At 66.9% G+C, this 24,661-nt stretch carries 16 protein-coding genes and 3 rRNA genes; 10 read left to right on the forward strand and 9 right to left on the reverse strand.

What is annotated here, in order from left to right; all coding sequences use genetic code 11:
• Positions 1–142 precede the first annotated feature (142 nt).
• Entirely contained in the window at positions 143–1,747 is a 1,605-nt protein-coding gene (locus F9C12_RS35585) for a transposase (protein WP_409463366.1), read from the forward strand.
• A 282-nt stretch (positions 1,748–2,029) separates the two neighbouring features.
• On the opposite strand, the gene F9C12_RS35590 is transcribed toward F9C12_RS35585, so the two are convergent.
• Complete coding sequence (locus F9C12_RS35590) at positions 2,030–2,782, reverse strand: SDR family oxidoreductase (protein ID WP_409463367.1); 753 nt, start codon at positions 2,780–2,782, stop codon at positions 2,030–2,032.
• Between the two features lie 8 nt (positions 2,783–2,790).
• A complete protein-coding gene (locus tag F9C12_RS35595) occupies positions 2,791–3,606 on the reverse strand; it encodes an alpha/beta fold hydrolase (protein WP_409463368.1) in 816 nt (271 codons plus the stop codon).
• A gap of 655 nt (positions 3,607–4,261) precedes the next feature.
• On the opposite strand from F9C12_RS35595, the gene F9C12_RS35600 reads away from it, so the two are divergent.
• The 3 genes from F9C12_RS35600 to rrf all read left to right on the forward strand — a co-directional run bounded on the left by F9C12_RS35600 (position 4,262) and on the right by rrf (position 9,401).
• Positions 4,262–5,781 (forward strand): 16S ribosomal RNA (locus tag F9C12_RS35600).
• Between the two features lie 302 nt (positions 5,782–6,083).
• Positions 6,084–9,202 (forward strand): 23S ribosomal RNA (locus tag F9C12_RS35605).
• Between the two features lie 82 nt (positions 9,203–9,284).
• Positions 9,285–9,401, forward strand: a 5S ribosomal RNA gene (rrf, locus tag F9C12_RS35610).
• The 16S, 23S and 5S rRNA genes sit together here, the layout of an rRNA operon.
• Before the next feature lie 115 nt (positions 9,402–9,516).
• Here rrf and cobF read toward each other — a convergent pair.
• Positions 9,517–10,278, reverse strand: coding sequence for a precorrin-6A synthase (deacetylating) (cobF, locus tag F9C12_RS35615; RefSeq protein WP_409186136.1), 762 nt, complete (start codon positions 10,276–10,278; stop codon positions 9,517–9,519).
• A gap of 114 nt (positions 10,279–10,392) precedes the next feature.
• Between cobF and F9C12_RS35620 the strand changes: the two genes are divergently transcribed.
• Together F9C12_RS35620 and F9C12_RS35625 are read left to right on the forward strand one after the other, a co-directional pair.
• Positions 10,393–10,599, forward strand: a complete 207-nt coding sequence (locus tag F9C12_RS35620) for a heavy-metal-associated domain-containing protein (protein ID WP_409463369.1) — start codon at positions 10,393–10,395, stop codon at positions 10,597–10,599.
• An 11-nt stretch (positions 10,600–10,610) separates the two neighbouring features.
• Positions 10,611–12,842, forward strand: coding sequence for a heavy metal translocating P-type ATPase (locus F9C12_RS35625; protein ID WP_409463370.1), 2,232 nt, complete (start codon positions 10,611–10,613; stop codon positions 12,840–12,842).
• Between the two features lie 261 nt (positions 12,843–13,103).
• Here F9C12_RS35625 and F9C12_RS35630 read toward each other — a convergent pair whose 3' ends face one another.
• The 3 genes from F9C12_RS35630 to F9C12_RS35640 all read right to left on the reverse strand — a co-directional run bounded on the left by F9C12_RS35630 (position 13,104) and on the right by F9C12_RS35640 (position 15,841).
• Positions 13,104–13,385 (reverse strand): metal-sensitive transcriptional regulator, encoded by a 282-nt coding sequence (locus tag F9C12_RS35630; protein ID WP_009081418.1) that lies wholly within the window; start codon positions 13,383–13,385, stop codon positions 13,104–13,106.
• 751 nt (positions 13,386–14,136) lie between these two features.
• Complete coding sequence (locus F9C12_RS35635; protein ID WP_409463371.1) at positions 14,137–15,003, reverse strand: DivIVA domain-containing protein; 867 nt, start codon at positions 15,001–15,003, stop codon at positions 14,137–14,139.
• Between the two features lie 118 nt (positions 15,004–15,121).
• The gene (locus tag F9C12_RS35640) at positions 15,122–15,841 is read right to left on the reverse strand and encodes an MgtC/SapB family protein (RefSeq protein WP_409186140.1); all 720 of its coding nucleotides are present in this window, start codon (positions 15,839–15,841) and stop codon (positions 15,122–15,124) included.
• Positions 15,842–15,947: 106 nt separating this feature from the next.
• Here F9C12_RS35640 and F9C12_RS35645 point away from each other — a divergent pair, with 106 nt between their 5' ends.
• Positions 15,948–16,568, forward strand: coding sequence for an L-threonylcarbamoyladenylate synthase (locus F9C12_RS35645; RefSeq protein WP_409463372.1), 621 nt, complete (start codon positions 15,948–15,950; stop codon positions 16,566–16,568).
• A gap of 815 nt (positions 16,569–17,383) precedes the next feature.
• Here the strand turns inward: F9C12_RS35645 and F9C12_RS35650 are convergent.
• On the reverse strand, positions 17,384–18,982 hold the full coding sequence (locus F9C12_RS35650; protein WP_409463373.1) for an FAD-dependent monooxygenase: 1,599 nt from the start codon (positions 18,980–18,982) through the stop codon (positions 17,384–17,386).
• 44 nt (positions 18,983–19,026) lie between these two features.
• Here F9C12_RS35650 and F9C12_RS35655 point away from each other — a divergent pair, with 44 nt between their 5' ends.
• The 3 genes from F9C12_RS35655 to F9C12_RS35665 are packed head-to-tail and all read left to right on the forward strand — an operon-like array spanning position 19,027 to position 21,771.
• On the forward strand, positions 19,027–20,109 hold the full coding sequence (locus tag F9C12_RS35655; RefSeq protein ID WP_409463374.1) for a TetR/AcrR family transcriptional regulator: 1,083 nt from the start codon (positions 19,027–19,029) through the stop codon (positions 20,107–20,109).
• Positions 20,110–20,143: 34 nt separating this feature from the next.
• Positions 20,144–20,527 carry a YciI family protein gene (locus F9C12_RS35660; RefSeq protein ID WP_409186144.1) on the forward strand — a complete coding sequence of 128 codons (384 nt, stop codon included), beginning with the start codon at positions 20,144–20,146 and terminating at the stop codon, positions 20,525–20,527.
• Positions 20,527–21,771: an RNA polymerase sigma factor gene (locus F9C12_RS35665; protein ID WP_409463375.1), complete on the forward strand. Its 1,245-nt coding sequence runs from the start codon at positions 20,527–20,529 to the stop codon at positions 21,769–21,771. Before F9C12_RS35660 ends, F9C12_RS35665 begins: the two co-directional genes overlap by 1 nt.
• A gap of 975 nt (positions 21,772–22,746) precedes the next feature.
• On the opposite strand, the gene F9C12_RS35670 is transcribed toward F9C12_RS35665, so the two are convergent.
• Positions 22,747–23,226 carry a nitroreductase family deazaflavin-dependent oxidoreductase gene (locus tag F9C12_RS35670; protein WP_409463376.1) on the reverse strand — a complete coding sequence of 160 codons (480 nt, stop codon included), beginning with the start codon at positions 23,224–23,226 and terminating at the stop codon, positions 22,747–22,749.
• A 688-nt stretch (positions 23,227–23,914) separates the two neighbouring features.
• The gene (locus F9C12_RS35675; RefSeq protein WP_409186147.1) at positions 23,915–24,649 is read right to left on the reverse strand and encodes a thioesterase II family protein; all 735 of its coding nucleotides are present in this window, start codon (positions 24,647–24,649) and stop codon (positions 23,915–23,917) included.
• Between the last annotated feature and the right edge of the window lie 12 nt (positions 24,650–24,661).

The following is a 24,661-nucleotide window of genomic DNA, read 5'->3' on the forward strand; positions in this document are numbered from 1 at the left end:
CCGCCACGCTAGGACCCGGCCGCCGCGACCAGCCAGCTCTTAGCCCGCCACCGGTCCCAGACGGGGCCCAGGGTGATCATTAGCGCAGGTTGCGGGCTTGTCGATGCCGGGTGGCGGCGGTATTACCTAAAGGGTGGCGTCAGTGATCGGGAAGCGCATCGGCGGGCGGACGTACTACTACCTCGCCGAGTCCGCGCGCGTCGACGGCAAACCGCGCGTCGTCGGCCAGCGGTATCTGGGGACGGCCGAGGACATCGCCGCGGCGGTGGCCGGCGGCGGTCCGGAGGCGGCAGGGGCGCGGCATCGGTCGTTCGGCGACGTTTCCGCCGTGTGGGGGACGCTGCAGCGGCTCGACCTCGTCCGGCGGGTCGATTCGGTGGCGGGACCGCAACGGGCCCGGCCGACGCTCGGTCTTCACGTCGCGCTCGCCGTGCTCCACCGGGCGACGGCGCCGGAGACGGAGTTCGAGGAGTGGTGGTCCGGGTGCCTGGCGCAGGATCTGGTTCGGCCCCGGCCGCCCAAGGGGTCGATGACGACGGCCAGTCATTGGCGGGCGTTGCAGCGGCTTACTCCGGAGCGGATCGCGAGAGTGGAAACCGTTGTCGCGGAAGCGGTTCTGGAGTTGCTGGGGGACGACGGCACGGAGGCGTTAGCCGTTGATGTCGCGCAGTTCGCGGCGTTCACTGCGGCTGATTGCACGCTGCCGTCGGCTTGCCAGGACGTGCTCGCCGGGCTGGGCCTGGTGGTCACCCGGGATGGGGCGATTCCGCTGGCTTCCCGGGTTTACCGGAGGGACAACGCGCCGACGTTCGGTGCGCTGGCCGCGGAGCTGGGGGAGCGGTATCCGGCTACCGACGTCACGTTGATCTTCCACGCCGGCCAGGCCGCGCAGCTCGACCTAGGCGCGCGGAGCGGTTTTGTCGGGTCGCTTCCGTTGGCTGATCACCCGGAGCTGCTCGCGCGGCCCGCGTCGGTGCGGCGGAGGGTGGATCCGGAGCGGTTTGCCGGGCTGACTGCGTTCGACACGGTGGCGACTGTGGACGGTGCCCGTCGACGCGTCATCCTGACCCACTCGGCGACGTTGCACGCGGCGCAGTACCGGGCGTTCACCAGCGAGTTGAGCACTACGGTGCGTGAGCTTGACGGGTTGGCGGCCGCGCTCGCGGCGGGGACTCATCGCGGCGACCGGACGCAGGTGCACGCCGAGATGTCCCGGATCATTCGCGGGCGCCGGGTGGAGCGGGTGTTGAACACGACGCTCACCGGGAACCGGGCGGGGGAGTTGCGGCTGGAGCGGCGGGTCGACGAGGCGGCGGTCGCTCGGCTGGCGGAGGAGTTCTTCGGCAAGCAGATTCTGGTGACGGATCGGGACTGGCCGGTGGCCGAGGTGGTCACGGCGTATCGGGCGCGGACGTATCTCGACTCGACGTTTCGCTGGCTGACCGGGTCCGCGGTGGCTGGGCCTTCGCCGCGGTGGGAGTGGACTTCGCATCGGATCGCGGTGCACACGTTGGTGTCGGTGCTCGCCGCGACGGTCACGCATCTGATGCGGCGGGAGGCGGATCGGGCCGGGATGAACTTGTCGGTGGCTGAGCTGCTGGACCAGTTGCGGGGGATCGGGGAGACCGTGTTGCGGCATCGGTCTACTGGGGGGAGGCCGCGGACTCGGCGGATTTTGTCTGATCGGACGGGGAGGCAGGAGGCGTTGTTCGCGTTGTTCGGGTTGGAGGGGTTTGCTCCTGGGTGAGGTCTTCGCGGTCGGCTCGTCGCCCTGGGGGGCGACATTGCCGGTTGATGGGGTTGCGTGGGGCCCCCGAAGTTTGATTGTGCTGACGGTTCGGGGGTGCTTGTCAAGGCGGGAAAGATGCCTTGACAAGCACCCCCGAACCGCAGGGAGGCTTCGTATCGGGGGCGGGGGGAGGTGTGGGTGCCTCGCTGTTTGGGTGCATTGGCTGCGGTTTTTTGGGAGCGGTTGGGGCATCCTGGCGCAGCGGCGGGCTAGCGGGCGGGTGGTCCTCAGGACCGTCTGTCAGGTGTTGCGGTCGATGTTCAGTGCGGAGAACGTTTGCACTACTGGCATCAGTTCTATGACGTTGATGTTCACGTGTGCTGGCTGGGAGCTGGCCCAGAACACTGACTCCGCGACGTCGTCCGGGGTCAGGGGGGTGGTGCCGGCGTAGACGTTGGCTGCTTTGTTCTTGTCGCCGTCGAAGCGGACGGTCGAGAATTCCGTGCCGCCTACCAGGCCTGGTTCGATGTTCGTTACTCGGACGCCGGTGCCGCGCAGGTCTGAGCGCAGGTTCAGGCTGAACTGGTGGACGAACGCCTTGGTCGCGCCGTAGACGTTGCCGCCGGGGTAGGGGTAGCTGCCCGCGACCGAGCCGATGTTGATTACGTGTCCGGTGCCGCGTTCGACCATTCCGGGCAGTACCGCGCGGGTGAGGTGGACGAGACCGGTCACGTTGGTCTCGATCATCTGGTCCCAGTCTTCCAGCTTCGCCTCGTGCGCGGGCTCGAGACCCTTGGCGAGACCGGCGTTGTTGACCAGGACGTCGATCTTCGCCCACTCCTCGGGCAGCTGTTCGACGACGTTCGCGACCGAGGCTGCGTCGCGTACGTCCAGCACCAGCGGGTACACCGCTTCGCCCAGTTCGTCCGCGAGCGCCTTCAGCCGGTCGCCGCTGCGGGCCGCGGCGACGACTCGCGCGCCCTCCGCTGCGAACCGGCGCGTGATCGCGGCACCGAACCCGGCGCTCGCGCCGGTCACCAATACGGTCTTCATGGAGTGCGTCACCGTTCTTCCGCGTGGTCCTGGTCCAGGAAGCGGCCGAACACGTCGTTGAACTCGGCCGCGCGTTCCAGGTTAGGCAGGTGCCCCGCGCCGTCGAGCACCGCCAGCTTCGAGCCGTCGACGAGCTGGTGCAGCAACTGTGCGTCGGCGACCGGGGTGAACTCGTCCTCGCTGCCCACCGCGACCAACGTCGGCACGGTGACCTGCTTCAGCGAATCGCGGTAGTCGGGCCGCTTCGCCCGGGCCCGCAACGCTGCCGCCGCGCCTGCCGCCGGTGCGTTGCGCATCATCTTCCGGACGTGCTCGGTCACCTCGGGGTTCTCGCGGAAAGTGCCCGGCGACACCATCTTGGGCAGCAACTCGTCGGCGTACGCGGTCATGCCCTCCGCGAGAACCCGATCCGCGGCCTGGTTGCGGGCCGCCTTTCCTTCGTCCGTCTCGGGCTCGGCGAACGTGTCCGCGAGCAGCAGCGCAGCGATCCGCTCCGGGTAGTCCCGCACGGTCTGCATCACGATCTGCCCGCCCATCGACAGCCCGCCCAGCACGAAGCGGTCGATCCCGAGGCGGTCGGCCAGCCCGACGAGATCCTCGGCGAAGTCTTCGAGCCCGCTGACCGCCGGGCCGGTGCTTTCCCCGTATCCCCGCAGGTCAGGTACGACGGCTCGGTACCCCTTCCGCGCGAGCCAGCCGGCCTGCGGACCCCACATCGACCGGTCGAACGGATGCCCGTGGACGAGAAACACCGGGATCTTCACCTGCGGTCCGAGGTCGTCGTAGGCGATCCGGGCGCCGGAGGGGAGAAGGACTGTCTGCATGTCCTGGACGCTAATCGGGGCGATTTCTCAGAGCAATACGGCGCAATGTAGTCGGAGCAATGTTCTTGGCGACCCGAGCCTGGCCTACTGAAGCGGCGAGCCCCTTGGTCTCGACCGGCGCGCCCGAGTCGGTGGGCGGCAATCCGCTCCGCATCTGTCGACGTCGGCCGGTCGGACTCGGGCATTCACCGATAACGCGAGCCGCGCGTTCTTCCGGATTGCGGCATCCGCGCGCCGATAAGCGACCGGATTCGCCGCCCGCCCTCCCGCCGACTCCCGGCCGCTCTGTCCGCCGGATCGGCCGGAGTGGGCCAATTCGGCCGGTTGACCTGCGAAGATCGGATTAAGGGACCCCCCTGTTTCGGGCCGTTTCGGGACGTGTAATCTTCTCTTCGTCGCCAGGGAGACCGGGCGGCCGCCGGGACACGAACCAAGCTCTCGCCTCTAGGGTGATTGAGTGGGTGTCCCACTAAAAACTGCTAGGAATGACCGCTTCGGTCAGGCTCGCCCTTGTGGGGGTGGGTGTGATGCGGGGTGTGTTGCTTGAGAACTCAACAGTGTGCTAGTGAACTAAGCCAGTAGAGCTTATATGAAACCCCCTCGTCGGGGTTTCCTTTGAGAATATGATTGAGAGTAGTCTCGATCGAACTGTTCATTGTTGGAGAGTTTGATCCTGGCTCAGGACGAACGCTGGCGGCGTGCTTAACACATGCAAGTCGAACGCTGAACCGGTTTCGGCCGGGGATGAGTGGCGAACGGGTGAGTAACACGTGGGTAATCTGCCCTGTACTCTGGGATAAGCCTGGGAAACTGGGTCTAATACCGGATACGACCTTCGGAGGCATCTTCGGGGGTGGAAAGTTCCGGCGGTATGGGATGAACCCGCGGCCTATCAGCTTGTTGGTGGGGTAATGGCCTACCAAGGCGACGACGGGTAGCCGGCCTGAGAGGGTGACCGGCCACACTGGGACTGAGACACGGCCCAGACTCCTACGGGAGGCAGCAGTGGGGAATATTGCACAATGGGCGCAAGCCTGATGCAGCGACGCCGCGTGAGGGATGACGGCCTTCGGGTTGTAAACCTCTTTCGCCAGGGACGAAGCGAGAGTGACGGTACCTGGATAAGAAGCACCGGCTAACTACGTGCCAGCAGCCGCGGTAATACGTAGGGTGCGAGCGTTGTCCGGAATTATTGGGCGTAAAGAGCTCGTAGGCGGTTTGTCGCGTCGGCCGTGAAATCTCCACGCTTAACGTGGAGCGTGCGGTCGATACGGGCAGACTTGAGTTCGGCAGGGGAGACTGGAATTCCTGGTGTAGCGGTGAAATGCGCAGATATCAGGAGGAACACCGGTGGCGAAGGCGGGTCTCTGGGCCGATACTGACGCTGAGGAGCGAAAGCGTGGGGAGCGAACAGGATTAGATACCCTGGTAGTCCACGCTGTAAACGTTGGGCGCTAGGTGTGGGCGACATTCCACGTTGTCCGTGCCGTAGCTAACGCATTAAGCGCCCCGCCTGGGGAGTACGGCCGCAAGGCTAAAACTCAAAGGAATTGACGGGGGCCCGCACAAGCGGCGGAGCATGTGGATTAATTCGATGCAACGCGAAGAACCTTACCTGGGCTTGACATGCGCCAGACATCCCCAGAGATGGGGCTTCCCTTGTGGTTGGTGTACAGGTGGTGCATGGCTGTCGTCAGCTCGTGTCGTGAGATGTTGGGTTAAGTCCCGCAACGAGCGCAACCCTTATCCTACGTTGCCAGCGCGTCATGGCGGGGACTCGTGGGAGACTGCCGGGGTCAACTCGGAGGAAGGTGGGGATGACGTCAAGTCATCATGCCCCTTATGTCCAGGGCTTCACACATGCTACAATGGCTGGTACAGAGGGCTGCGATACCGCGAGGTGGAGCGAATCCCTTAAAGCCGGTCTCAGTTCGGATCGCAGTCTGCAACTCGACTGCGTGAAGTCGGAGTCGCTAGTAATCGCAGATCAGCAACGCTGCGGTGAATACGTTCCCGGGCCTTGTACACACCGCCCGTCACGTCATGAAAGTCGGTAACACCCGAAGCCCATGGCCCAACCCGCAAGGGAGGGAGTGGTCGAAGGTGGGACTGGCGATTGGGACGAAGTCGTAACAAGGTAGCCGTACCGGAAGGTGCGGCTGGATCACCTCCTTTCTAAGGAGCACAACACATCCACCAGGCCGGGATACCCGGACCAACCTCGGTGGGGTGGCTGGAACTCAAGTGCCGAATGCGTGCTTGTTCCGGTTGCTCAAGGAATTGTGGAACTACTGGTTATGGGTTCTCGCGGTGGTGATGCCGCCGACTCAGTACTGCGTGGCTTCGGCTGCGCGTGGAACGGCGGTCGCGGATCCGGGCGGGTTCTTGTTTGCTGGCACGCTGTTGGGTCCTGAGGCAACACACGTTGTTTCTGGTGTGGTGTTTGAGAACTGTAGAGTGGATGCGAGCATCTTTGTGGTCAAGTTGTTAAGGGCACATGGTGGATGTCTTGGCTTCAGGAGCCGATGAAGGACGTGGGAGGCTGCGATATGCCTCGGGGAGCTGTCAACCGAGCTGTGATCCGAGGATTTCCGAATGGGGAAACCCAGCACCAGTGATGTGGTGTTACCCGCCGGTGAATATATAGCCGGTGTGGAGGGAACGCGGGGAAGTGAAACATCTCAGTACCCGCAGGAAGAGAAAACAAAAGTGATTCCGTGAGTAGTGGCGAGCGAAAGCGGAAGAGGCTAAACCGTTTGCATGTCAAGCTGTCAGGCGTTGTGCGGGCGGTGTTGTGGGACCCACCTTGGAGAGACTGACATTTCTCCGGATGTACGCGATGGTTAGCGGAACGCCTTGGGACGGGCGGCCGGAGCGGGTGAGAGCCCCGTACGCGAAAGCTGTCGTCGTAGGTCTTGGTGGTGTTCCCGAGTAGCAGCGAGCTCGTGGAATTTGCTGTGAATCTGCCGGGACCACCCGGTAAGCCTAAATACTTCCTGGAGACCGATAGCGGACGAGTACCGTGAGGGAAAGATGAAAAGTACCCCGGGAGGGGAGTGAAAGAGTACCTGAAACCGTGTGCCTACAAGCCGTCAGAGCCTTCGGGTGATGGCGTGCCTTTTGAAGAATGAGCCTGCGAGTTAGTGCTGCGTGGCGAGGTTAACCCGGGTGGGGTAGCCGTAGCGAAAGCGAGTCTGAATAGGGCGATACAGTCGCGTGGTCTAGACCCGAAGCGGAGTGATCTACCCATGGCCAGGGTGAAGCGACGGTAAGACGTCGTGGAGGCCCGAACCCACTTAGGTTGAAAACTGAGGGGATGAGCTGTGGGTAGGGGTGAAAGGCCAATCAAACTCCGTGATAGCTGGTTCTCCCCGAAATGCATTTAGGTGCAGCGTCGCGTGTTTCTTGCCGGGGGTAGAGCTACTGGATGGTCTAGGGGCCTTACCGGGTTACCGAAATCAACCAAACTCCGAATACCGGTTAGTGAGAGCGCGGCAGTGAGACGGCGGGGGATAAGCTTCGTCGTCGAGAGGGAAACAGCCCAGAACACCAGCTAAGGCCCCTAAGTGTGTGCTCAGTGGGAAAGGATGTGGGATTGCCCAGACAACCAGGAGGTTGGCTTAGAAGCAGCCACCCTTGAAAGAGTGCGTAATAGCTCACTGGTCAAGTGGTCCTGCGCCGACAATGTAGCGGGGCTTAAGCACACCGCCGAAGCTGTGTCATTGACACAATAGATCGACGTTCGTCCTTGAGGCGGGCGTCCAGTCGTGTTGATGGGTAGGGGAGCGTCCTGCATCCAGGGAAGCGGCCGCGGAAGCGAGTCGTGGAGGGTGCGGGAGTGAGAATGCAGGCATGAGTAGCGAATGCAGAGTGAGAAACTCTGCCGCCGGATGACCAAGGGTTCCTGGGCCAGGCTAATCCGCCCAGGGTAAGTCGGGACCTAAGGCGAGGCCGACAGGCGTAGTCGATGGACAACGGGTTGATATTCCCGTACCCGAGCATGTGCGCCCATGGCGAGGCGGTTGACACTAACCACCCGAAGCCGCGGACGATGTCTTCGGACGGAGTTCGTGTGTGGAGCGTGGGACCTGATTCCGTAGTAGTCAAGCGATGGGGTGACGCAGGAAGGTAGCTCCGCCAGGCGATGGTTGTCCTGGTGTAAGCGTGTAGGCCGTCATGTAGGCAAATCCGCATGGCATATAGGCTGAGACGTGATGCGTAGCCGTTTGAGGCGAAGTGGGTGATCCTATGCTGTCGAGAAAAGCCTCTAGTGAGTGCATGCACGGCCCGTACCCCAAACCAACACAGGTGGTCAGGTAGAGAATACCAAGGCGATCGGGTGAACTGTGGTTAAGGAACTCGGCAAAATGCCCCCGTAACTTCGGGAGAAGGGGGGCCAAACACCTTGAAGTCCCGTGCGGACGGAGGGGTGGTTGGCCGCAGAGACCAGCGGAAAGCGACTGTTTACTAAAAACACAGGTCCATGCGAAGTCGCAAGACGATGTATATGGACTGACGCCTGCCCGGTGCTGGAACGTTAAGAGGACCGGTTAACTCACTTTGTGGGTGAAGCTGAGAATTTAAGCGCCAGTAAACGGCGGTGGTAACTATAACCATCCTAAGGTAGCGAAATTCCTTGTCGGGTAAGTTCCGACCTGCACGAATGGCGTAACGACTTTCCGGCTGTCTCGACCACAGGCCCGGCGAAATTGCATTACGAGTAAAGATGCTCGTTACGCGCGGCAGGACGGAAAGACCCCGGGACCTTTACTATAGTTTGGTATTGGTTTTCGGTTCGGCTTGTGTAGGATAGGTGGGAGACTGTGAAGCTCGGACGCTAGTTCGGGTGGAGTCGTTGTTGAAATACCACTCTGGTCGGATTGGGAATCTGAACCTCGGACCATGATCTGGTTCAGGGACAGTGCCTGATGGGTAGTTTAACTGGGGCGGTTGCCTCCTAAAGGGTAACGGAGGCGCCCAAAGGTTCCCTCAGCCTGGTTGGCAATCAGGTGTCGAGTGCAAGTGCACAAGGGAGCTTGACTGTGAGACAGACATGTCGAGCAGGGACGAAAGTCGGGACTAGTGATCCGGCACCTCCTGGTGGAAGGGGTGTCGCTCAACGGATAAAAGGTACCCCGGGGATAACAGGCTGATCTTGCCCAAGAGTCCATATCGACGGCATGGTTTGGCACCTCGATGTCGGCTCGTCGCATCCTGGGGCCGGAGTAGGTCCCAAGGGTTGGGCTGTTCGCCCATTAAAGCGGCACGCGAGCTGGGTTTAGAACGTCGTGAGACAGTTCGGTCCCTATCCGCCGCGCGCGCAGGATACTTGAGGAAGGCTGTCCCTAGTACGAGAGGACCGGGACGGACGGACCTCTGGTGTGCCAGTTGTCACGCCAGTGGCATGGCTGGTTGGCTATGTTCGGAAGGGATAACCGCTGAAGGCATCTAAGCGGGAAGCCTGTTCCAAGATGAGGTATCCCACCCCTTTGCGGGTTAAGGCCCCCAAGAGACGATTGGGTTGATAGGCCAGAAATGGAAGCACAGTAATGTGTTGTCGAGTTGACTGGTACTAATAGGCCGAGGACTTGCCCACGAAGATGTTGCGCATCCACTCTACGGTTCTGAAACACCACACCGGTCACCCTTCACAGGGTGGGTGTGTTGTTTCGGAGTGTTTCGGTGGTTTTAGCGTCAGGGAAACGCCCGGTCCCATTCCGAACCCGGAAGCTAAGCCTGACTGCGCCGATGGTACTGCAACCGAAGGGTTGTGGGAGAGTAGGACACCGCCGAACTTAACGTGAAGAAAAGGGGCGGGGCCCGGTCGAGAACCTGAAAAGGTTTTCCCGGAGCCCCGCCCTTTTTTCATGCCCAGAAAACGGCGAGCCGCAGAACCGGCCCGCCGCGGACTCACTCCGGCCGGCGCAGCAAATACGTGTCCATGATCCACCCGTGCCGCTCCCGAGCTGCGGCCCGCGTCTCCCGGATCTTGGCCGCCAACGCGTCGTCCAACGGTCCGGACAGCAAAATCTCGTCCGGCGTCCCGACGTACGCGCCCCAATAAATCCACAAGCCCCGGCCCGTGTACTGATCGAATGTCGTGTGCGCGTCGAGCAGCACGAAGACGTCGTCAGCGTCACTCGGCCAGCCCTGCGCCAACCGGCGGCCCGTCGTGAGCTGCACGGCGCGGCCGATCTGGTTCATCGTCGTGCGATGCCGGGCCACCAGTGCGGAGATGCTGCTGATCCCCGGCACGACCTCGTAGTCGAACGCCACGTTCCCGCGCGCCAGCACGGCCTCGATCAACGCGATAGTGCTGTCGTACAGCGCCGGATCGCCCCAGACGAGAAACGCGCCGGTCTCGCCGTCGGCCAGCTCGTCGCGGATCAGCCGCTCGTAGACGTCGGTGCGGAGCTGATGCCAGTCGGCGACCGCGGTGCGGTAGTCGGACGGCGTCCGGTCGCGGTCCGGGTCCTTCGCGCTCACCACGCGATACCCCGGCCGGGTCACGAACCGCTCCAGGATCTCCTGGCGCAGCTGCACCAGATCGGCCTTCGCGCTGCCCTTGTCGAGCACGAAGAACACGTCGACGCGATTGAGCCGGTCGACTGCCTGCACGGTCAGGTGTTCCGGGTCGCCGGCGCCGATCCCGATCGCGTAGATCTTCCGCATCCGTGCAGTCTCTCCCGGCGGGTAACCGGGCTCACGACAGGGTCCCCTGGCATGCCACTACCCCCTAGGGGTATAAAGGAGGCATCAGCGGAGAGCACGATAGGGAGTGTGGCGATGACTGAAGCGACTTACACCGTCGAGGGCATGACGTGCGGGCACTGCGTCAGCTCGGTGAAAGAGGAGGTAGGCGGCCTGTCGGGCGTGCGGACCGTCGACGTCGACCTCGCCACCGGCGCAGTGAAGGTCACCAGTGCGGAGCCGATCTCGCGCGAGGCCGTCGAGGCCGCCGTCGCTGAGGCCGGCTACCAGGTCGTCGCGTAAAAAGGAGTGACATGAGCACCACGACACCAGCCCCCGTGCAGTCAGTCGAACTCGCCATTGGCGGGATGACCTGCGCGTCGTGCGCTGCTCGGGTCGAACGGAAGCTCAACAAGGTCGAAGGCGTCACCGCGAGCGTCAACTACGCGACCGAGAAGGCGCACGTCGAATACCCCTCCACCGTTTCGGTCGACGACCTGGTGGGCGTTGTCGAAGCGACGGGCTACACCGCGCAAGCACCGCAGCCGGAGAAGCCGGAAGAACCCGAGCAGGACGAGACGCGGCCGCTGCGCGACCGGCTCCTGTACTCGGCGATCCTCACGGTTCCGGTGATCGTGCTGGCGATGGTCCCCGCGCTGCAGTTCACGAACTGGCAGTGGCTGTCGCTCACGCTCGCCGCACCGGTCGTGGTCTGGGGTGCGTGGCCGTTCCACCGCGCCGCGTGGACCAACCTCCGGCACGGCGCGGCGACGATGGACACGCTGATCTCGCTCGGCGTCTCGGCCGCCACGCTGTGGTCGCTGTACGCGCTGTTCTTCGGCATGGCGGGGATGCCGGGCTTGCGGCACGGCTTCGAGTTCAGCGTGTCCGGGGGATCGGGGACCGACAACATCTACCTCGAGGTCGCGGCAGGCGTCACCACGTTCATCCTCGCCGGCCGCTACTTCGAGGCCAGGTCCAAGCGCCGCTCTGGTGCCGCGCTGCGGGCCCTGCTCGAGCTCGGCGCGAAGGACGTGACGGTCCTGCGCGACGGTCGCGAGCAGCGAATCCCGGTCGACCAGCTCCGGGTCGGAGACACGTTCGTGGTGCGGCCCGGCGAGAAGATCGCCACGGACGGCGTGGTCACTGACGGTGGCTCGGCGGTCGACGTCAGCGTGATCACGGGGGAATCCGTACCGGTCGAGGTCGCGGTGGGTGACGGCGTGACGGGCGCGACGGTGAACGTCGGCGGGCGGATCGCAGTGCGCGCGACGCGAGTCGGCGCGGACACGCAGCTCGCGCAGATGGCGCGGCTCGTCGAGGAAGCGCAAAACGGCAAGGCCGCGGTGCAGCGACTGGCCGACCGCGTCTCGGCGATCTTCGTGCCGATCGTGCTGGTGCTGGCGCTGGGCACGCTGATCACCTGGCTGTTGACCAGCGGAAACGTCACCGAGGCGTTCACCGCGGCGGTCGCGGTGCTGATCATCGCCTGCCCGTGCGCGCTGGGGCTCGCGACCCCGACCGCGCTGCTGGTCGGCACTGGTCGCGGTGCGCAGCTGGGGATCCTGATCAAGGGGCCGGAGGTCCTCGAGTCCACTCGCCGGGTCGACACCGTGGTGCTCGACAAGACCGGGACCGTCACGACCGGGCGAATGAGCTTGGTGGACGTCCACGTCGGGGAAGGCGTCACGGAGCGCGAACTCCTGCGCTACGCGGGAGCGGTCGAGCACGCTTCAGAACACCCGATCGCGAAAGCGATCGCGGAGGGTGCTCGTGAGCGCGTCGGTGACCTCCCGTCCGCGACGGAGTTCCGGAACACCGAGGGGCTCGGCGTGTCCGGCCTCGTGGAGGGCGCGGCAGTACTCGCCGGCCGGGCAGCGTTCCTGGCCGACTGGAGCGTCAAGATCGACGACCAGCTCTCGTCGGCGAAGAAGGAGGCAGAAGAACGCGGCGCGACAGCGGTCTTCGTCGCCTGGGACGGCGTCGCGCGGGGTGTGCTGGTGGTCGCGGACACGATCAAGCCGACGTCCGCGCAAGCGGTCGCCGAACTGCGCGCATTGGGCCTGCAACCGGTACTGCTGACCGGCGACAACGCAGGCGCGGCGCGAGCGATCGCCGACGCCGCGGGCATCACCGAGGTAGTGGCCGAGGTGCTGCCCGAGGAAAAGGTGGCCGTGGTTAAACGCCTGCAAAACGAAGGCCGAGTGGTGGCCATGGTCGGAGACGGCGTCAACGACGCGGCCGCACTCGCCCAAGCCGACCTCGGCCTGGCCATGGGAACCGGAACGGACGCAGCGATCGAAGCCGGAGACCTGACCCTGGTCCGAGGCGACCTGCGAGCTGCGGCAGACGCGATCCGCCTGGCCCGGCGCACGCTCGGCACGATCAAGGGCAACCTGTTCTGGGCGTTCGCCTACAACGTCGCGGCACTGCCGCTGGCAGCGTTCGGCCTGCTCAACCCCATGATCGCGGGCGCGGCAATGGCGTTTTCGTCGGTGTTCGTGGTGTCGAACAGCCTGAGACTGCGACGGTTCCGGGCAGCGTGATCCAGCTGAGAACGGGCCAGTGGCTTCGGCTGCTGGCCCGTTTTTCGCGGGCGGGGTTCTGGGGAGCGCTGACCGCCTGGCCGATGCGCGGCAGTAACTTCTGGCCTGGCTCGGCAGTGCTGGGAACGCGCTGTCCGAGGAGTTCTTGGCCTTAGCGGGAATCCGGCGAGCGCATGGGGTTCTCGCCGTCTGAACGAGCCAGAGCCCCCCCGTCGGCGCTCTCCTGCACTCGCCGGGACTGACGCTACGAACTGGAAAGTTTTAGGACCGCACCAGCCGGGCGATCGCGTCGGAGGCCTCGCGCACCTTCAGATCCGCTTCCTCCCCGCCCGCGGCAGCCGCCTGGACGACGCAGGTCGCCAGGTGCTCGTCGAGCAGTTCCAGCGAGAAGGACTGCAACGCCTTCGTCGCCGCGGACACCTGGGTCAGGATGTCGATGCAGTACTTGTCCTCCTCGACCATGCGCTGCAGCCCGCGAATCTGCCCCTCGATCCGGCGAAGGCGCTTGAGGTAGGCCTCTCGTTCACTGCCGTAGCCGGTCATCGCACATCGTCCCTTTTTGTCGGCATCCCCGTCGGTTTCACCACCGAGTATACCCACCCGGCGTATCCGGGTCCGGCGTTCAACCGGTGGCGGTGACCTCAGTGAACGTCGGGCAGTGACGTCGCTGGTTTGACGGTGGTGATCAGTCGCCGATCGTCCCTGCGGCGGGTCCCGGGATGTGCAATCGGCAGAGGCTGCTTCGGTGAGCCTCAGGCGTGCGCGTGCGGGGCAGCTGTTCTGCCCGTGGAGCTGCCTCCGTGAGCGTCAGGCGTGCGCGCTGCGGCGTTGGTTCGATGCTGGAGGTGGCCCGCGGCCGAACGTCCCGGCAGCAGGCCCAGGATGGATCTTCCATCGGTGCAGCTGCCTCGATGGATGTCAGGCATGAATGTGCGGAGCCGCTGGCCCGGCGGTCGCGGTGGCCCGCCGCCGAAAACCTCGGCAGCGGGTCCGGGACGAACCTTCACTCAATGGGGCGGCCTAGGTGAACGCCAGGCACACACGTGCGGCGGCATGGGTCCGATGTTCGCGCTGGCCGCCGCCGGATGGCCTGACGGCGGGTCCAGCACGGGTGCTCAGCCGCGGGCGCGGCTTCGGCGACTTCGATGGGCGTGGATCTTCCGCCGGTGGGCGCAGCCTCGGTGACTTCGATGGGCACGGGTGCTCAGCCGGTGGGCGCGGCTTCGGCGACTTCCATGGGCGCGGATGTTCCGCCGATGGCGTGGGCTGGGTGACTTCGATGGGGCGCGGACGTTCAGCCGGTGGGCGCGGCCTCGGCGACTTCCATGGACGCGGGTGTTCCCCCGGCGGGTACGGCCTCGGCGACTTCGGTGAGCGCGGAGGTCCGACGTTGGTTCGGCACAGGCGTGCCGTCCGGCGCGAGATCGGCGTTCGCGGTCGCCAGTAGTTCGCGGGCGCCGCGCAGCGCGGCTTTCACTCGTTGCTGGACGGCGGTGAGCTCGGCGACCCGCTGTTCGGCGTCGGCGACGATGCGGGTGGCGTGGTCGGTGGCTTGGCGGATGCGCGCGTCGGCCTCGGCGCGGGCGGCGGCGGTGCGGTCGGCGATTTCGCGGAGTGCGTCGGTGCGGCGGTCAGCCAGCGTGCGCGTGAGGTGTTCCTCGAGCCGCCGGCGTTCCTTCGCCGCCGCTTCGTCCGCGGCCTTGCGTTCCTCGACTGCGCGACGCAGCAGATCTTCGTGTTCTCTCCGCTGTTGCTCGCGATCCGCGGCGACGGCTTCGACGAGCGCGCGTTCCTTTTCAGTGAGGCGGACGGCTTCTGCCTTGGCGTCCGCGATGATCCGCGCGGCAGTGTCCTCCGCGCGGGCGGTGATCTCCGCGGCTTCCTCGCGCGTCAGCTCGACCATCCGGCGGGAGCGTTCCTGCAAGGCGTCCGGCGCTATGGGGGTGCGGCTGATCCGGTCGATCGTCGCGCGCAGTTCGCGATTGCGCTCGGCGAGTTCGGCCGCTTGGTGTGCCGCGGCGTCGCGTTCCGCGGCGAGGCGCTGGAATTCCGCCTCGACCCATGTGACGAATTCTTCGACCTGACCGCGCTGATAGCCGCGCCAAGCCAAGTCGAAGGACGGCCGGACGGCCATCAGGTCCTCGCCACCGCCGGGGGCCATGCTCTCACCTCCCATTTGGATGGTTTCTCCTCGGCGCTCGTTTTTCTTGCCGCGCCGGGGTTTCCGCACTGCCTCCAGTGTGCCTGAAGTCCGGCGATCCGTGTGAACCCGGGGCGGGTCAATCTTCGAGCGGGTCTTCGGCGCCCGTCGCAGTGCTTCGCACGCCGGGCAATTCGGCCAATTCCGCGGTGAGTTCGGGAAGATCGCCGCGCCCCTGCAACAGCAACGTGACGACCGCGATCCGTTGCCCCTCTTCGGAAACTGTCTCGCGGTCCACCGCCACCCGGTGGACGGCCCAGCCTCGATCGGTGCACGTGGCGAGCACGGCACGCAGTACGCCGTGTCCGTCGGCATAACTCAACCGGAGGATCGGCGGCTGCCGCCGATGCCGCGCGACGAACCGGGAAATCGGCGGAAATCCGCGCGTGATCACCACGAGCCCGGCAGTGGTCGCGACGGCCAGCACCGGCAGCCCGGCACCACACGCGACGCCGACGGCCGCGGCGAGCCAGACGGTCGCCGCGGTCGTGAGGCCGCGCACCGCGTCGCGGCGCACGAAGATCAACCCGCCGCCGACGAACCCGATGCCGGACACGATCTGCGCGGCGATCCGCGACGGATCGAGCGCCACGTGTTCGATGCCGAGCAAATCGGCGAAACCGTATTTCGACACCAGCATGAAGACCGCCGACCCGACGCCGACCAGCGTGTGCGTGCGCAGGCCGGCCTGCTTGTTGCCGACCTCGCGCTCGATGCCGATCACCGTGCTCAGCAGCAGGGCGAGCAGAACCGGCGGCAGCAGTTCCCACTGTTCGCCGGTGGACCAGAGAGCATGCACGGACGTACCTCCTCGTCCGCCACTGTGCCTCGCCCCTGAAGAGCACTGCGCCCCGCCCCCGGAGAGCCCGCGCGCCTGGCCCGGCGCGCACGCCTAAGCTCGGGTAATGGCCCGCTACTTCGACGTGCACCCGCAGAACCCGCAGCGTCGCGCGCTCTCCCAGGTGGTCGACCTGCTGCGCGACGACGGGCTGATCGCCTACCCGACCGACTCCTGCTTCGCGCTCGGCTGCCGCATCGGCAACCAGCAGGGGATGGAGCGGATCCGCGCCATCCGCAAGCTCGACCACCGGCACCACTTCACGCTCGTCTGCCAGGACTTCGCCCAGCTCGGCCAGTTCGTGCACGTCGACAACGCGGTGTTCCGCGCCGTCAAGGCCAGCACCCCCGGCCCGTACACGTTCATCCTCCCGGCGACGAAGGAAGTCCCGCGGCGGCTGCTGCACGCCAAGAAGAAAACCGTCGGCGTGCGGATCCCCGACCACGTGGTGACCCAGGAACTGCTCGGCGAACTGGGCGAGCCGATCCTGTCGAGCACGCTGCTGCTGCCCGACTCCGGCGAGCCCCTCACCCAGGGCTGGGAGATCAAGGAAGAACTCGACCACGTGCTGGACGCCGTCATCGACTCCGGCGACTGCGGCGTGGAACCCACCACGGTGATCGACTTCTCCTCCGGAGAGGCGGAGGTCGTGCGGCATGGGGCGGGAGACCCGTCCCGGTTCGAGTGAGCGGGGTCGTCATCGGTTTTGTCTCCTCCTGAGGCGTGGTGATCCGATCCTGATGCGGGCAGTGGCTTCGGGTCGCTGAGCGCGACGGCTGTTGACGCGGTTTGCTTGACTCGACGGCTCCTCATGACGGCTTCTTGACACGCGGTTTCTCTGACACGGCGGCTGCCGATCTGGTTGACGCCAGCGGCTTGAACCGGCCGCTTCCCGGCTCACCTGCTCGGGCGAGGCTGCCAGTGCACGTCGCGTGGCGGACGATCCCAGCCCCGACCTGCTGCGGATACGCGCGCACGGTTACGCAGGCCCCACGACGTGACGGCAGCGGTTGGTCGGCCGACGTCTCGCCTGCGGAACGCGCGGTCGTGCAGGCCGCTGGCGGGACTCCTCCTCTCGGTGCCAGGCCGCGCATGCTTCTCGAGGCCGAGACCCCGAGCACCGTCAGCTGCGACTGACGCGATCCGGCGGCGCGTCCGCCGTTCGAAGCACAGCTGGTCGCCCTCCAGCACATCCGGCGAACCGGCCGGGCTCTCCACATTCCTGTCGGCGCGGGCCACAGCGATCCTCACTGTCCTGGCGTCGGCAGCTGCAGTCTTCTTCAGGCACGAGCGCGGCAGGTGCGGGCTGGCACGGTAGTGCGGCTAGGCCTGAACAGGAGAGACAGCTGCGGATCTCAACCAGTCGGTGCCGAAGCGGGCTGGCAAGTACTGGCACCGAGGGTCCGCGCTTGTCAGGTGTGTTCGATCAAAGCTCCTCTCTTGTCGCTGACCGTGGGGTAACTCGGCGCGCGGGGCGGGCGAACCCGAGCACTGTCGAAGAGATCACACGGTTGCCTCCACGGGGGTGCTGAGCAGGCGAGACAGGGCGTCGGCAAGCGGCACGTCCGACGTCGAATGCCAGCCGACGATGGCGTCCGGCCGGAGCAGCAGCGCGCCGTCGGCAGGCAGTTCTGTCTCGGCCAGCCACGCTTCGTCCTCGACGGCCACGAGGCGGAGGCCCAGCCGGTCGGCTTCGGCGGTCCAGCGGGCGTGGTCCGGTCCGCAGAGCAAGGCGAGGCCAGGCCCTGCCAAGTCCACTGTGGACGTCGTGGCGTCGAGCCAGGCATGCGGCACTCGGGTGCCTGGACGACCGGCCGGGCCATACCGGCCCTCGGGTGCGGGACCGCGTCCGTCCGGGACGAACGCCCCCTGTTCGTATTGCGCCCCGAACAACGCGGCGAGCGGGTCGACGCGCGGTGCGTCGTCGCTGGTGATCGTGGCGATCATGGTGCCGAGATGGCCGCTGGCCATGCTGGAGAACTCCGCTGTCGCGTACCCGATCGGGTACCGCTCGGCGTGGTAGGTGTCGAGGAGGGCGGGCGTCGCCGTGTCGGCCAGCACCGCGGCGAGTTTCCAGGCGAGGTTGGCTACGTCCGCGATCGCGGTGTTCGCGCCCGCGGCAGCCATCGGCGGCATCGCGTGCGCGGCGTCTCCGGCCAGGAAGACCCGGCCGGAGGAGAACCGGTCGGCCACGTACATCCCCGACTCCCAGTGCATCCTGCTGAGCACTTCGACTTCAAGGTCCGGCACGCCGACGACGGTGCGCAGCAGTTCGCGCCAGCCGTCCTCGTTCAGAGAATCCGAACCAGGGAAGTCGGACGTGGAGAAGAGCCACCGGTCGGTGCCGTTGACCGACACGAACGCGCCGGAAGCGGCCGGGTTTTCGACGCGGCACAGGTTGAACGGCTTGTCGCGGACGAGTTCGGCGAGGTCGGCGCGGAAGCACACGTCGAGGTTGTCCGCCAGGTGGCCGCGTCCGCTGCGCGGAATCCCAAGCGCGGTGCGGATCGGACTGCGCGCGCCGTCCGCCGCGATCAGATATTCGGCGCGGACCTGGTATGGCTCGCCGTCGGCCGGGCGCAACTCGGCCGTGATTCCGGCGTCGTCCTGCTCGAACGACACCAGCTCGGTGCCGAACCGGACAGACACTCCGCGTTCGACAGCGGCCTGCCGCAGTACCGGTTCCAGCACGTCTTGCGGGCACAGCACGCTGGGCGCCGGGCTGAGGTCCGGCATTTTCGCGTGCTGGACGAGTCGTTCGCGCAAGGTGCCGGTGACCTCCGGCCAGGTCGCGTCGGCCAGCGTCGTGCCGGTGAGCATTCCGGTGAACGACGCGAGCGGTGCGCTGGCTCGCTCGACCTCGTCCATGAGGCCGAGCAGGCGGAACACCTCGGTGCTGCGCGGATTGAACCGGCGCGCTTTCGGCTGCGGGGACGTGCCGGCGTGCTTCTCCACCAGCACCGGCGCTACTCCCTCGCGGTGCAGCAGCAGTGCCGCGGTGAGTCCGGCGAGCCCTCCGCCGCAGATCAGAACAGGAATTCGTGCAGTCATCTCGTAACCCCCAGGGTCGTGTACGTTGTACATCTTGTGTACGTTGTACATGACGATGTACTATGTACGCAAGCGGGCTGGAGACAGGGAGATGAATGGGAGATCAAGGGCCGACACCGCCGATTTGGCTGTTGCCTGAGCCGCCGGAGCGCGGATGGGGCCTCGGACGAGTCGACATCGTCAACGCGGCCGTGCGCCTGGCCGACCACGGCGGCGCGGAGGCGCTCACGATGCGGGCAGTGGCGAAGGAGCTGGGCGCGTCCACTCCGATGTCGCTGTACCGCTACGTGCACAGCAAAGACGGTCTGGTGGACCTGATGCTCGACCTGGCGAACAGCGAGGTGCGCACTCCGGAAGTCCCGGGCGAGGACTGGCGGGGCGAGCTGACGGCCGTCGCGCTGGACACGTGGGCGATGACGAAGCGGCATCCGTGGTATGCGCGGCTCGTGCACCAGCGGCCTCCGGCGGGGCCGAACGCGAGCAGGCGGACCGAGTTCGTGCTGGCGACGTTCGACCGGCTGGGGCAGGACCTCGCGTCGGCGCTCGGGTACGCCCGGTTGCTCGACGGCTACGTCATCGGTCAGGCGCTGCAGTGGGCGGAAGAGCGGGCGATGTGGCAGCGTAACGCGTTCGTCGACGTGGTGGACGTGCAGCGGCAGGCGCGCGCCTGGTTCGGCGGAGTCGCGGCGGAGGACGGGCCGTATCCGCTGCTCGTGCGGGTGCTGGAGAGCTTCCTGGCCGAGCGGCACGACGCGGACGGCGAGAGCGGCGACGCCAGTGCGGACGGTGCCGGATCGGGTGCCGAGGCGGACGGCTCCGAGCGGGTGGCTGATGCCGGTGAGCCGGGCGTCCGGCCGGGCGCGGACGCGGCCGGGACTGGGCGGGTGGCTGAGGCGGATCGCGAGGGTGCGGGCTCTGGTCGGACGGCTGGTTCTGGTCGGACGGCTGGTTCTGGGCGGGCGGTTGGCTCGGGTCGGACGGCCGGGGCAGGTCGGGTGCCTGAGACGGAGCAGTCGGCTGGGGCAGGCCAGACGGCTGGGACGGGTCAGGCGGTCTTGGACCAGGAGGCGGACGCTGCCGCGGATGCGCGGAAGGTGGGCGAGGCGGCGGCTGAGGACGCGCAGTTCCGGCTTGGCCTCGAATGTCTGCTGGACGGCATCGCCGCGCGGCTCCGCTAGGTTGGTCGCCTGGACCGGCTGCGCGGAGGACGACGTGAAGTTCCTGCTGACGATGCACATGAACCCCGAGATATGGGAGGGGCTGAGCGAGGAGACCCGCCAGGAGGTGATGGACGGGCACGCGGACTTCATCGCCAAGATCCGCGCGTCCGGCGAGTTGGTCAACACGCAGGCGCTCGGCGGACCGGAGGACAGCGCTGTCGTGCGGGTGCGCGGCGGGGTGCCTGCGGTCACCGACGGCCCGTTCGCGGAGTCGAAGGAGTTCCTCGCCGGGTTTTACCTGGTCGAATGCGAGAGCCGGGAGCGGGCGCTGGAGGTCGCCGCGATGATTCCCGACGCGGGGATCGACGGGCTCGGCATCGAGGTGCGGCCGGTCGTGTTCTTCGCTGACGCGGAAACACAGTCCGACTTCGGCTGATGGCGGACGTCGGCGAGCTGCTCCGGCCGCTCGTGCCGCAGGTGCTCGGGACGCTCGTGCGGCGGTACGGGCAGTTCGAGGCGTGCGAGGACGCGGTGCAGGAGGCGCTGGTCGCGGCGGTCGAGCAGTGGTCGGCGGGCGAGGTGCCGGACAACCCGCGCGCGTGGTTGCTCACGGTCGCCACGCGGCGGCTGACCGACCTTTGGCGCAGCGAGAGCGCTCGGCGGCGGCGTGAGGAAACCGTTGCGGTGCAAGACGTCGCGCTGACCGCGGTCGTGCCCGGGCCGGAGGACGAACAGCCGCCGGAACAGGACGACACGCTGACGTTGCTGTTCCTGTGCTGCCATCCGGCAGTGACGCCCAGTTCGCAGGTCGCGCTGACGCTCCGCGCGGTCGGCGGGTTGACGACGGCCGAGATCGCGCGCGCGTTCCTTGTGCCGGAAGGCACCATGGCGCGGCGGATCACGCGGGCGAAGGAAAGCGTCGCGGCGGCTGGTTCGACCTTTACTCCGCCGTCCGCCGAGGATTGGCCGGCTCGGCTGCAGGTCGTCTTGCATGTCCTGTACTTGATTTTCAACGAGGGATACACGGCGACGTCGGGCGAGGATCTGCATCGGGTCGAACTGTCCGAGGAAGCGATCCGGCTGACTCGCGCCGTTCATGCGCTGCTTCCGGACGACGGCGAGGTCGCGGGGCTGCTCGCGCTCATGCTGCTCACCGACGCGCGACGGCCGGCGCGCACCGGGCCTGACGGAGCGTTGACGCCGCTCGCCGAACAGGACCGTCGACAGTGGACAGTGCCGTTGATCGTCGAGGGCTTGGAGCTGGTGAACCGGGTACTGGGCCAGGGCCCGGTGGGGCCGTACCAGGTGCAAGCTGCCATCGCGGCACTGCACGACCAGGCGGCGGGCACCGATTCCACGGACTGGGCGCAGATCCTGGAGTTGTACGGCCTGCTCGAACAACTCGCGCCCGGTCCGGTGACGACGCTCAACCGGGCGATCGCGGTCGCGATGGTGCACGGTCCGGAGAAAGCGCTGGCGCTGCTGGCCACTCTCGAGGACGACGCGCGCCTGAAACAGGGCCACCGCCTCGACGCGGTCCGCGCGCACCTGCTCGAACTCGCCGGCGACACCGCGGGCGCGCACGAGCACTACCTGCGCGCGGCGAAACGGACGAGCAGCATGCCGGAACGGCGGTATCTCCAGGCGAAGGCGGCGAAGTTCCTTTCGCGCGGAGGGTAAGCGTGGGTTCGCCGCACGGGTGCGAGTGCCTCGCTGGTGGGCGGGTGGCTCATGAGGTGAGCGGGCGCGGGTGAGGGTGCTTGCCGGTGGGCCGGTGGTCGGTCGGGTGAGCGGGCGGCTGACGCGGTCAGCTGGGTGAGCCGGTCGATCGTGAGGCGAGCGGGCGGGTGCAGTGCCTGGCCGGTGAGGCGGGTGGACCCTCATGCGGACGGGCCTGATGCGATCAGCTCGGCGAGCGGCTGGATCGTGGGGCGAGCGAGCAGGCGAGGCGCCTGGTCGATGCGTGGGTGGACCGCCAGATGAGCGGGTGGCCGAAGTGGTCGGCTCGGCGGGCGGGTGGATCGTGAGGTGAGTGGCCGGGGTGTCTGGTCGGTCGGTGAGCGGGTTGTCGGGTGAGCGGGTGGCCGCGGTGGTCGGTTCGGCGGATGGGCGGATCGTGGGACGAGCGGCTGAGGTGTCTGGTCGGTCAGCGGGCGGGCTGTCGGGTGAGCGGGTGGCCGAGGCGGTCAGTTCGGCGGGCGGGTGGATCGTGAGGTGAGCGAGCGGGTGAGGTGTCTGGTCGGTGGACGGGAGGAGCGTCGGACGAGCGGTGGCTGAGGTGGCTAGCTCAGCGGGAACGGCGGGGCGGCGGGGCCGGAGTCACTGGGCTGCTCGGCGGACCGTCCCGACGTGGACCCATCGGTTGGACGGGACCCGGCAGAGAACTGGACGGGACCTTGCCGAGAAGAGGAGTTGGTCGGGCGCGAGTGGCTGAGTAGGGGATCTGGCTGCGCGAAGGTTGTCGAGGACGGGAGTTGGCCCGGGCGGATCGTGCCGGGAAGGTGCGCTGGATCGGTCGGATCTTGCGGACAAAGAGCGTTGGCCTGGGCGGGTCGCGAGGGGGCTGCTGGGCAGTTGGCGCGTAGGGCGGGAATGCGGCTTAGCAGGGGAGCCCGGGCCGATCTGGGGAGACCTAGGCAGGGAAGACGGGTCCGGTCAGGTGGTGGGGGTTGCGCGTTCCAGGAGGAATACCCGGATTTCGCGGTGGGCGGCTCGTTCGGCGTAGCGGTCGTAGGCGGGCCAGTAGGAGGCGACGGCGTCCCACATTTCCTGTCGTTCGGCGTCTTTCAGGAGGCGGCCTCGGACTGGCACGGTGCGGCCGTGGACGGAGACTGTGGCGTCGGGGTGGGACAGGAGGTTCGCGGTCCAGGCGGGGTGGTTTTCGCCGCCCCAGTTGGAGCCGATCACTACATAACCGCCGGAGCGTTCGACGTACAGCAGTGGGACCTGGCGGGGTTCGCCGGTGGTGCGGCCGATCGTGGTGAGCAGGAGGGTGCGCAGGCCGACTGCGGCGCCTACGCCCAGGCGGCCGCCGGTGATGCGGAGGAGCAGGCGGTCGGCGGGCATCATCGCTTGGCCGAACGCGGCGAATGCCTTGCTGCGGCCCAGACCGGCGAACATCCTGCGCAGTTCCATGGGCGGCAGCCTACGGGGAAGCGAAGGGGAGTCGGCGGGGAGGCGACGAGGAGCCGGGGAAGCAAGGGGAGTCGGGTGGTGAAGAGGAGCCCGGCGGGGAGGCGAAGGGGAGTTGGGGGGCGAAAGGGAGTCGGTGGGGAGGCGGACGGGAGCCGGGGAGGCAAAGGGGAGCCGGCGGCGAAGGGGGTTCGGGCGGTGAGGGGAGCCCCGGCAGGGAGGCGAAGAGAAGTCGGGAAGCAAAGGGGGGTCGGGGGGCGAAGGGGAGTCCGGCGGGAAGGCGAAGGGGAGTCGGGGAAGCAAGGGGGAGTCGGGGAAGCAAGGGGGAGTCGGCGGGACGAAGGGGGTCGGTGGGGTGGCAGCTTGGGAGGACGGCGAGGCGGGGCGGCAATCGGGCGGGCTTGAAGGGGGGAGTGCCAGGAGCAGGTGGCGGCGGAGTATTGGCGGTAGTCCGCGGGGCGGATCGGCGCGGGCGTCCTTCGCCGGGCAGATTCTGAGGATGCTGATCGGGTGCTGGAGGCAGCGGTCCGGCGGCCAAGGATCGAGCGACCGATGGCATGTCAGGCCAGGGGGCGGAATGTCCGCAGTCCGGCCGACCCCTCCGGGGCGCAGGCAGGGCCCGACGGTCAGCCGGGCGGAAGCAAGCCGCGGGTGGGCAAGCGGAGCGGGATGGCCCAGCCGGGGAGCGAAGCTAGAACCCGCTCGTCGTCAGTTTCAGGAGTGCGTCCGTGAGGGCAGCCGCGTGGTCTACCAGGTAGAAGTGGCCTCCTGGGTAGGTGGTCAGGGTGAAGTCGCCGGTGGTGTGCCTCGACCAGGCTTGTACGTCGGCCACGGGGGCGTGCGGGTCGGCGTCTCCGGTGTGCGCGTGGATGGGCGCGGCGATCGGGCCCGCGCTCGGGTGGTACGTCTCGATGGCCGTGTAGTCCGCGCGCAGGGCCGGCAGGAACAGTTCTCGCAGTTCCGGGTCTCGCAGCACCTTCGGGTCGGTGCCGGCCAGGCCTTCGATTTCGGCCAGCAAACCGTCGTCGTCTTGGAGGTGGACTTGTTCGTTGACCAGGCGGGACGGGGCTCGGCGGCCGGAGACGACCACTGCTTCCGCGGGGGTGCCTCTCGATTCCAGGCGCAGTCCTACCTCGTACGCCAGCGTCGCGCCCATGCTGTGGCCGAACAGCACCATCGGCAGGTCCAGCCACGGCAGAAGGGCCTGCGTGACACCGTCCGCCAGTTCTTCGATGGTTCGCAGGGCGGGTTCGGCCATTCGGTCCTGTCGCCCGGGGTACTGGACCGCCAGGACGTCGACCGCGGGGGACAGAGACTTCGACAGCGGGTGGAAGAACGGGGCTGCGCCGCCTGCGTGCGGCAGGCACACCAAACGGGCGGGGGCGTCGTCGGCGGGATGGAAGCGGCGTAGCCACAGGTCCGTCATGCGGGCGATTTT

Source organism: Amycolatopsis sp. GA6-003 (assembly GCF_046267895.1).
Classification (GTDB): domain Bacteria; phylum Actinomycetota; class Actinomycetes; order Mycobacteriales; family Pseudonocardiaceae; genus Amycolatopsis.

Excerpts from the sequence above, each read along its gene's own strand:
- F9C12_RS35590 (WP_409463367.1), bottom strand. The coding sequence starts at position 2,782 with ATGAAGACCGTATTGGTGACCGGCGCGAGCGCCGGGTTCGGTGCCGCG.
- F9C12_RS35595 (WP_409463368.1), bottom strand. The coding sequence starts at position 3,606 with ATGCAGACAGTCCTTCTCCCCTCCGGCGCCCGGATCGCCTACGACGAC.
- cobF (WP_409186136.1), bottom strand. The coding sequence starts at position 10,278 with ATGCGGAAGATCTACGCGATCGGGATCGGCGCCGGCGACCCGGAACAC.
- F9C12_RS35620 (WP_409463369.1), top strand. The coding sequence starts at position 10,393 with ATGACTGAAGCGACTTACACCGTCGAGGGCATGACGTGCGGGCACTGC.
- F9C12_RS35625 (WP_409463370.1), top strand. The coding sequence starts at position 10,611 with ATGAGCACCACGACACCAGCCCCCGTGCAGTCAGTCGAACTCGCCATT.
- F9C12_RS35630 (WP_009081418.1), bottom strand. The coding sequence starts at position 13,385 with ATGACCGGCTACGGCAGTGAACGAGAGGCCTACCTCAAGCGCCTTCGC.
- F9C12_RS35635 (WP_409463371.1), bottom strand. The coding sequence starts at position 15,003 with ATGGCCCCCGGCGGTGGCGAGGACCTGATGGCCGTCCGGCCGTCCTTC.
- F9C12_RS35645 (WP_409463372.1), top strand. The coding sequence starts at position 15,948 with ATGGCCCGCTACTTCGACGTGCACCCGCAGAACCCGCAGCGTCGCGCG.
- F9C12_RS35650 (WP_409463373.1), bottom strand. The coding sequence starts at position 18,982 with ATGTACAACGTACACAAGATGTACAACGTACACGACCCTGGGGGTTAC.
- F9C12_RS35655 (WP_409463374.1), top strand. The coding sequence starts at position 19,027 with ATGGGAGATCAAGGGCCGACACCGCCGATTTGGCTGTTGCCTGAGCCG.
- F9C12_RS35665 (WP_409463375.1), top strand. The coding sequence starts at position 20,527 with ATGGCGGACGTCGGCGAGCTGCTCCGGCCGCTCGTGCCGCAGGTGCTC.
- F9C12_RS35670 (WP_409463376.1), bottom strand. The coding sequence starts at position 23,226 with ATGGAACTGCGCAGGATGTTCGCCGGTCTGGGCCGCAGCAAGGCATTC.
- F9C12_RS35675 (WP_409186147.1), bottom strand. The coding sequence starts at position 24,649 with ATGACGGACCTGTGGCTACGCCGCTTCCATCCCGCCGACGACGCCCCC.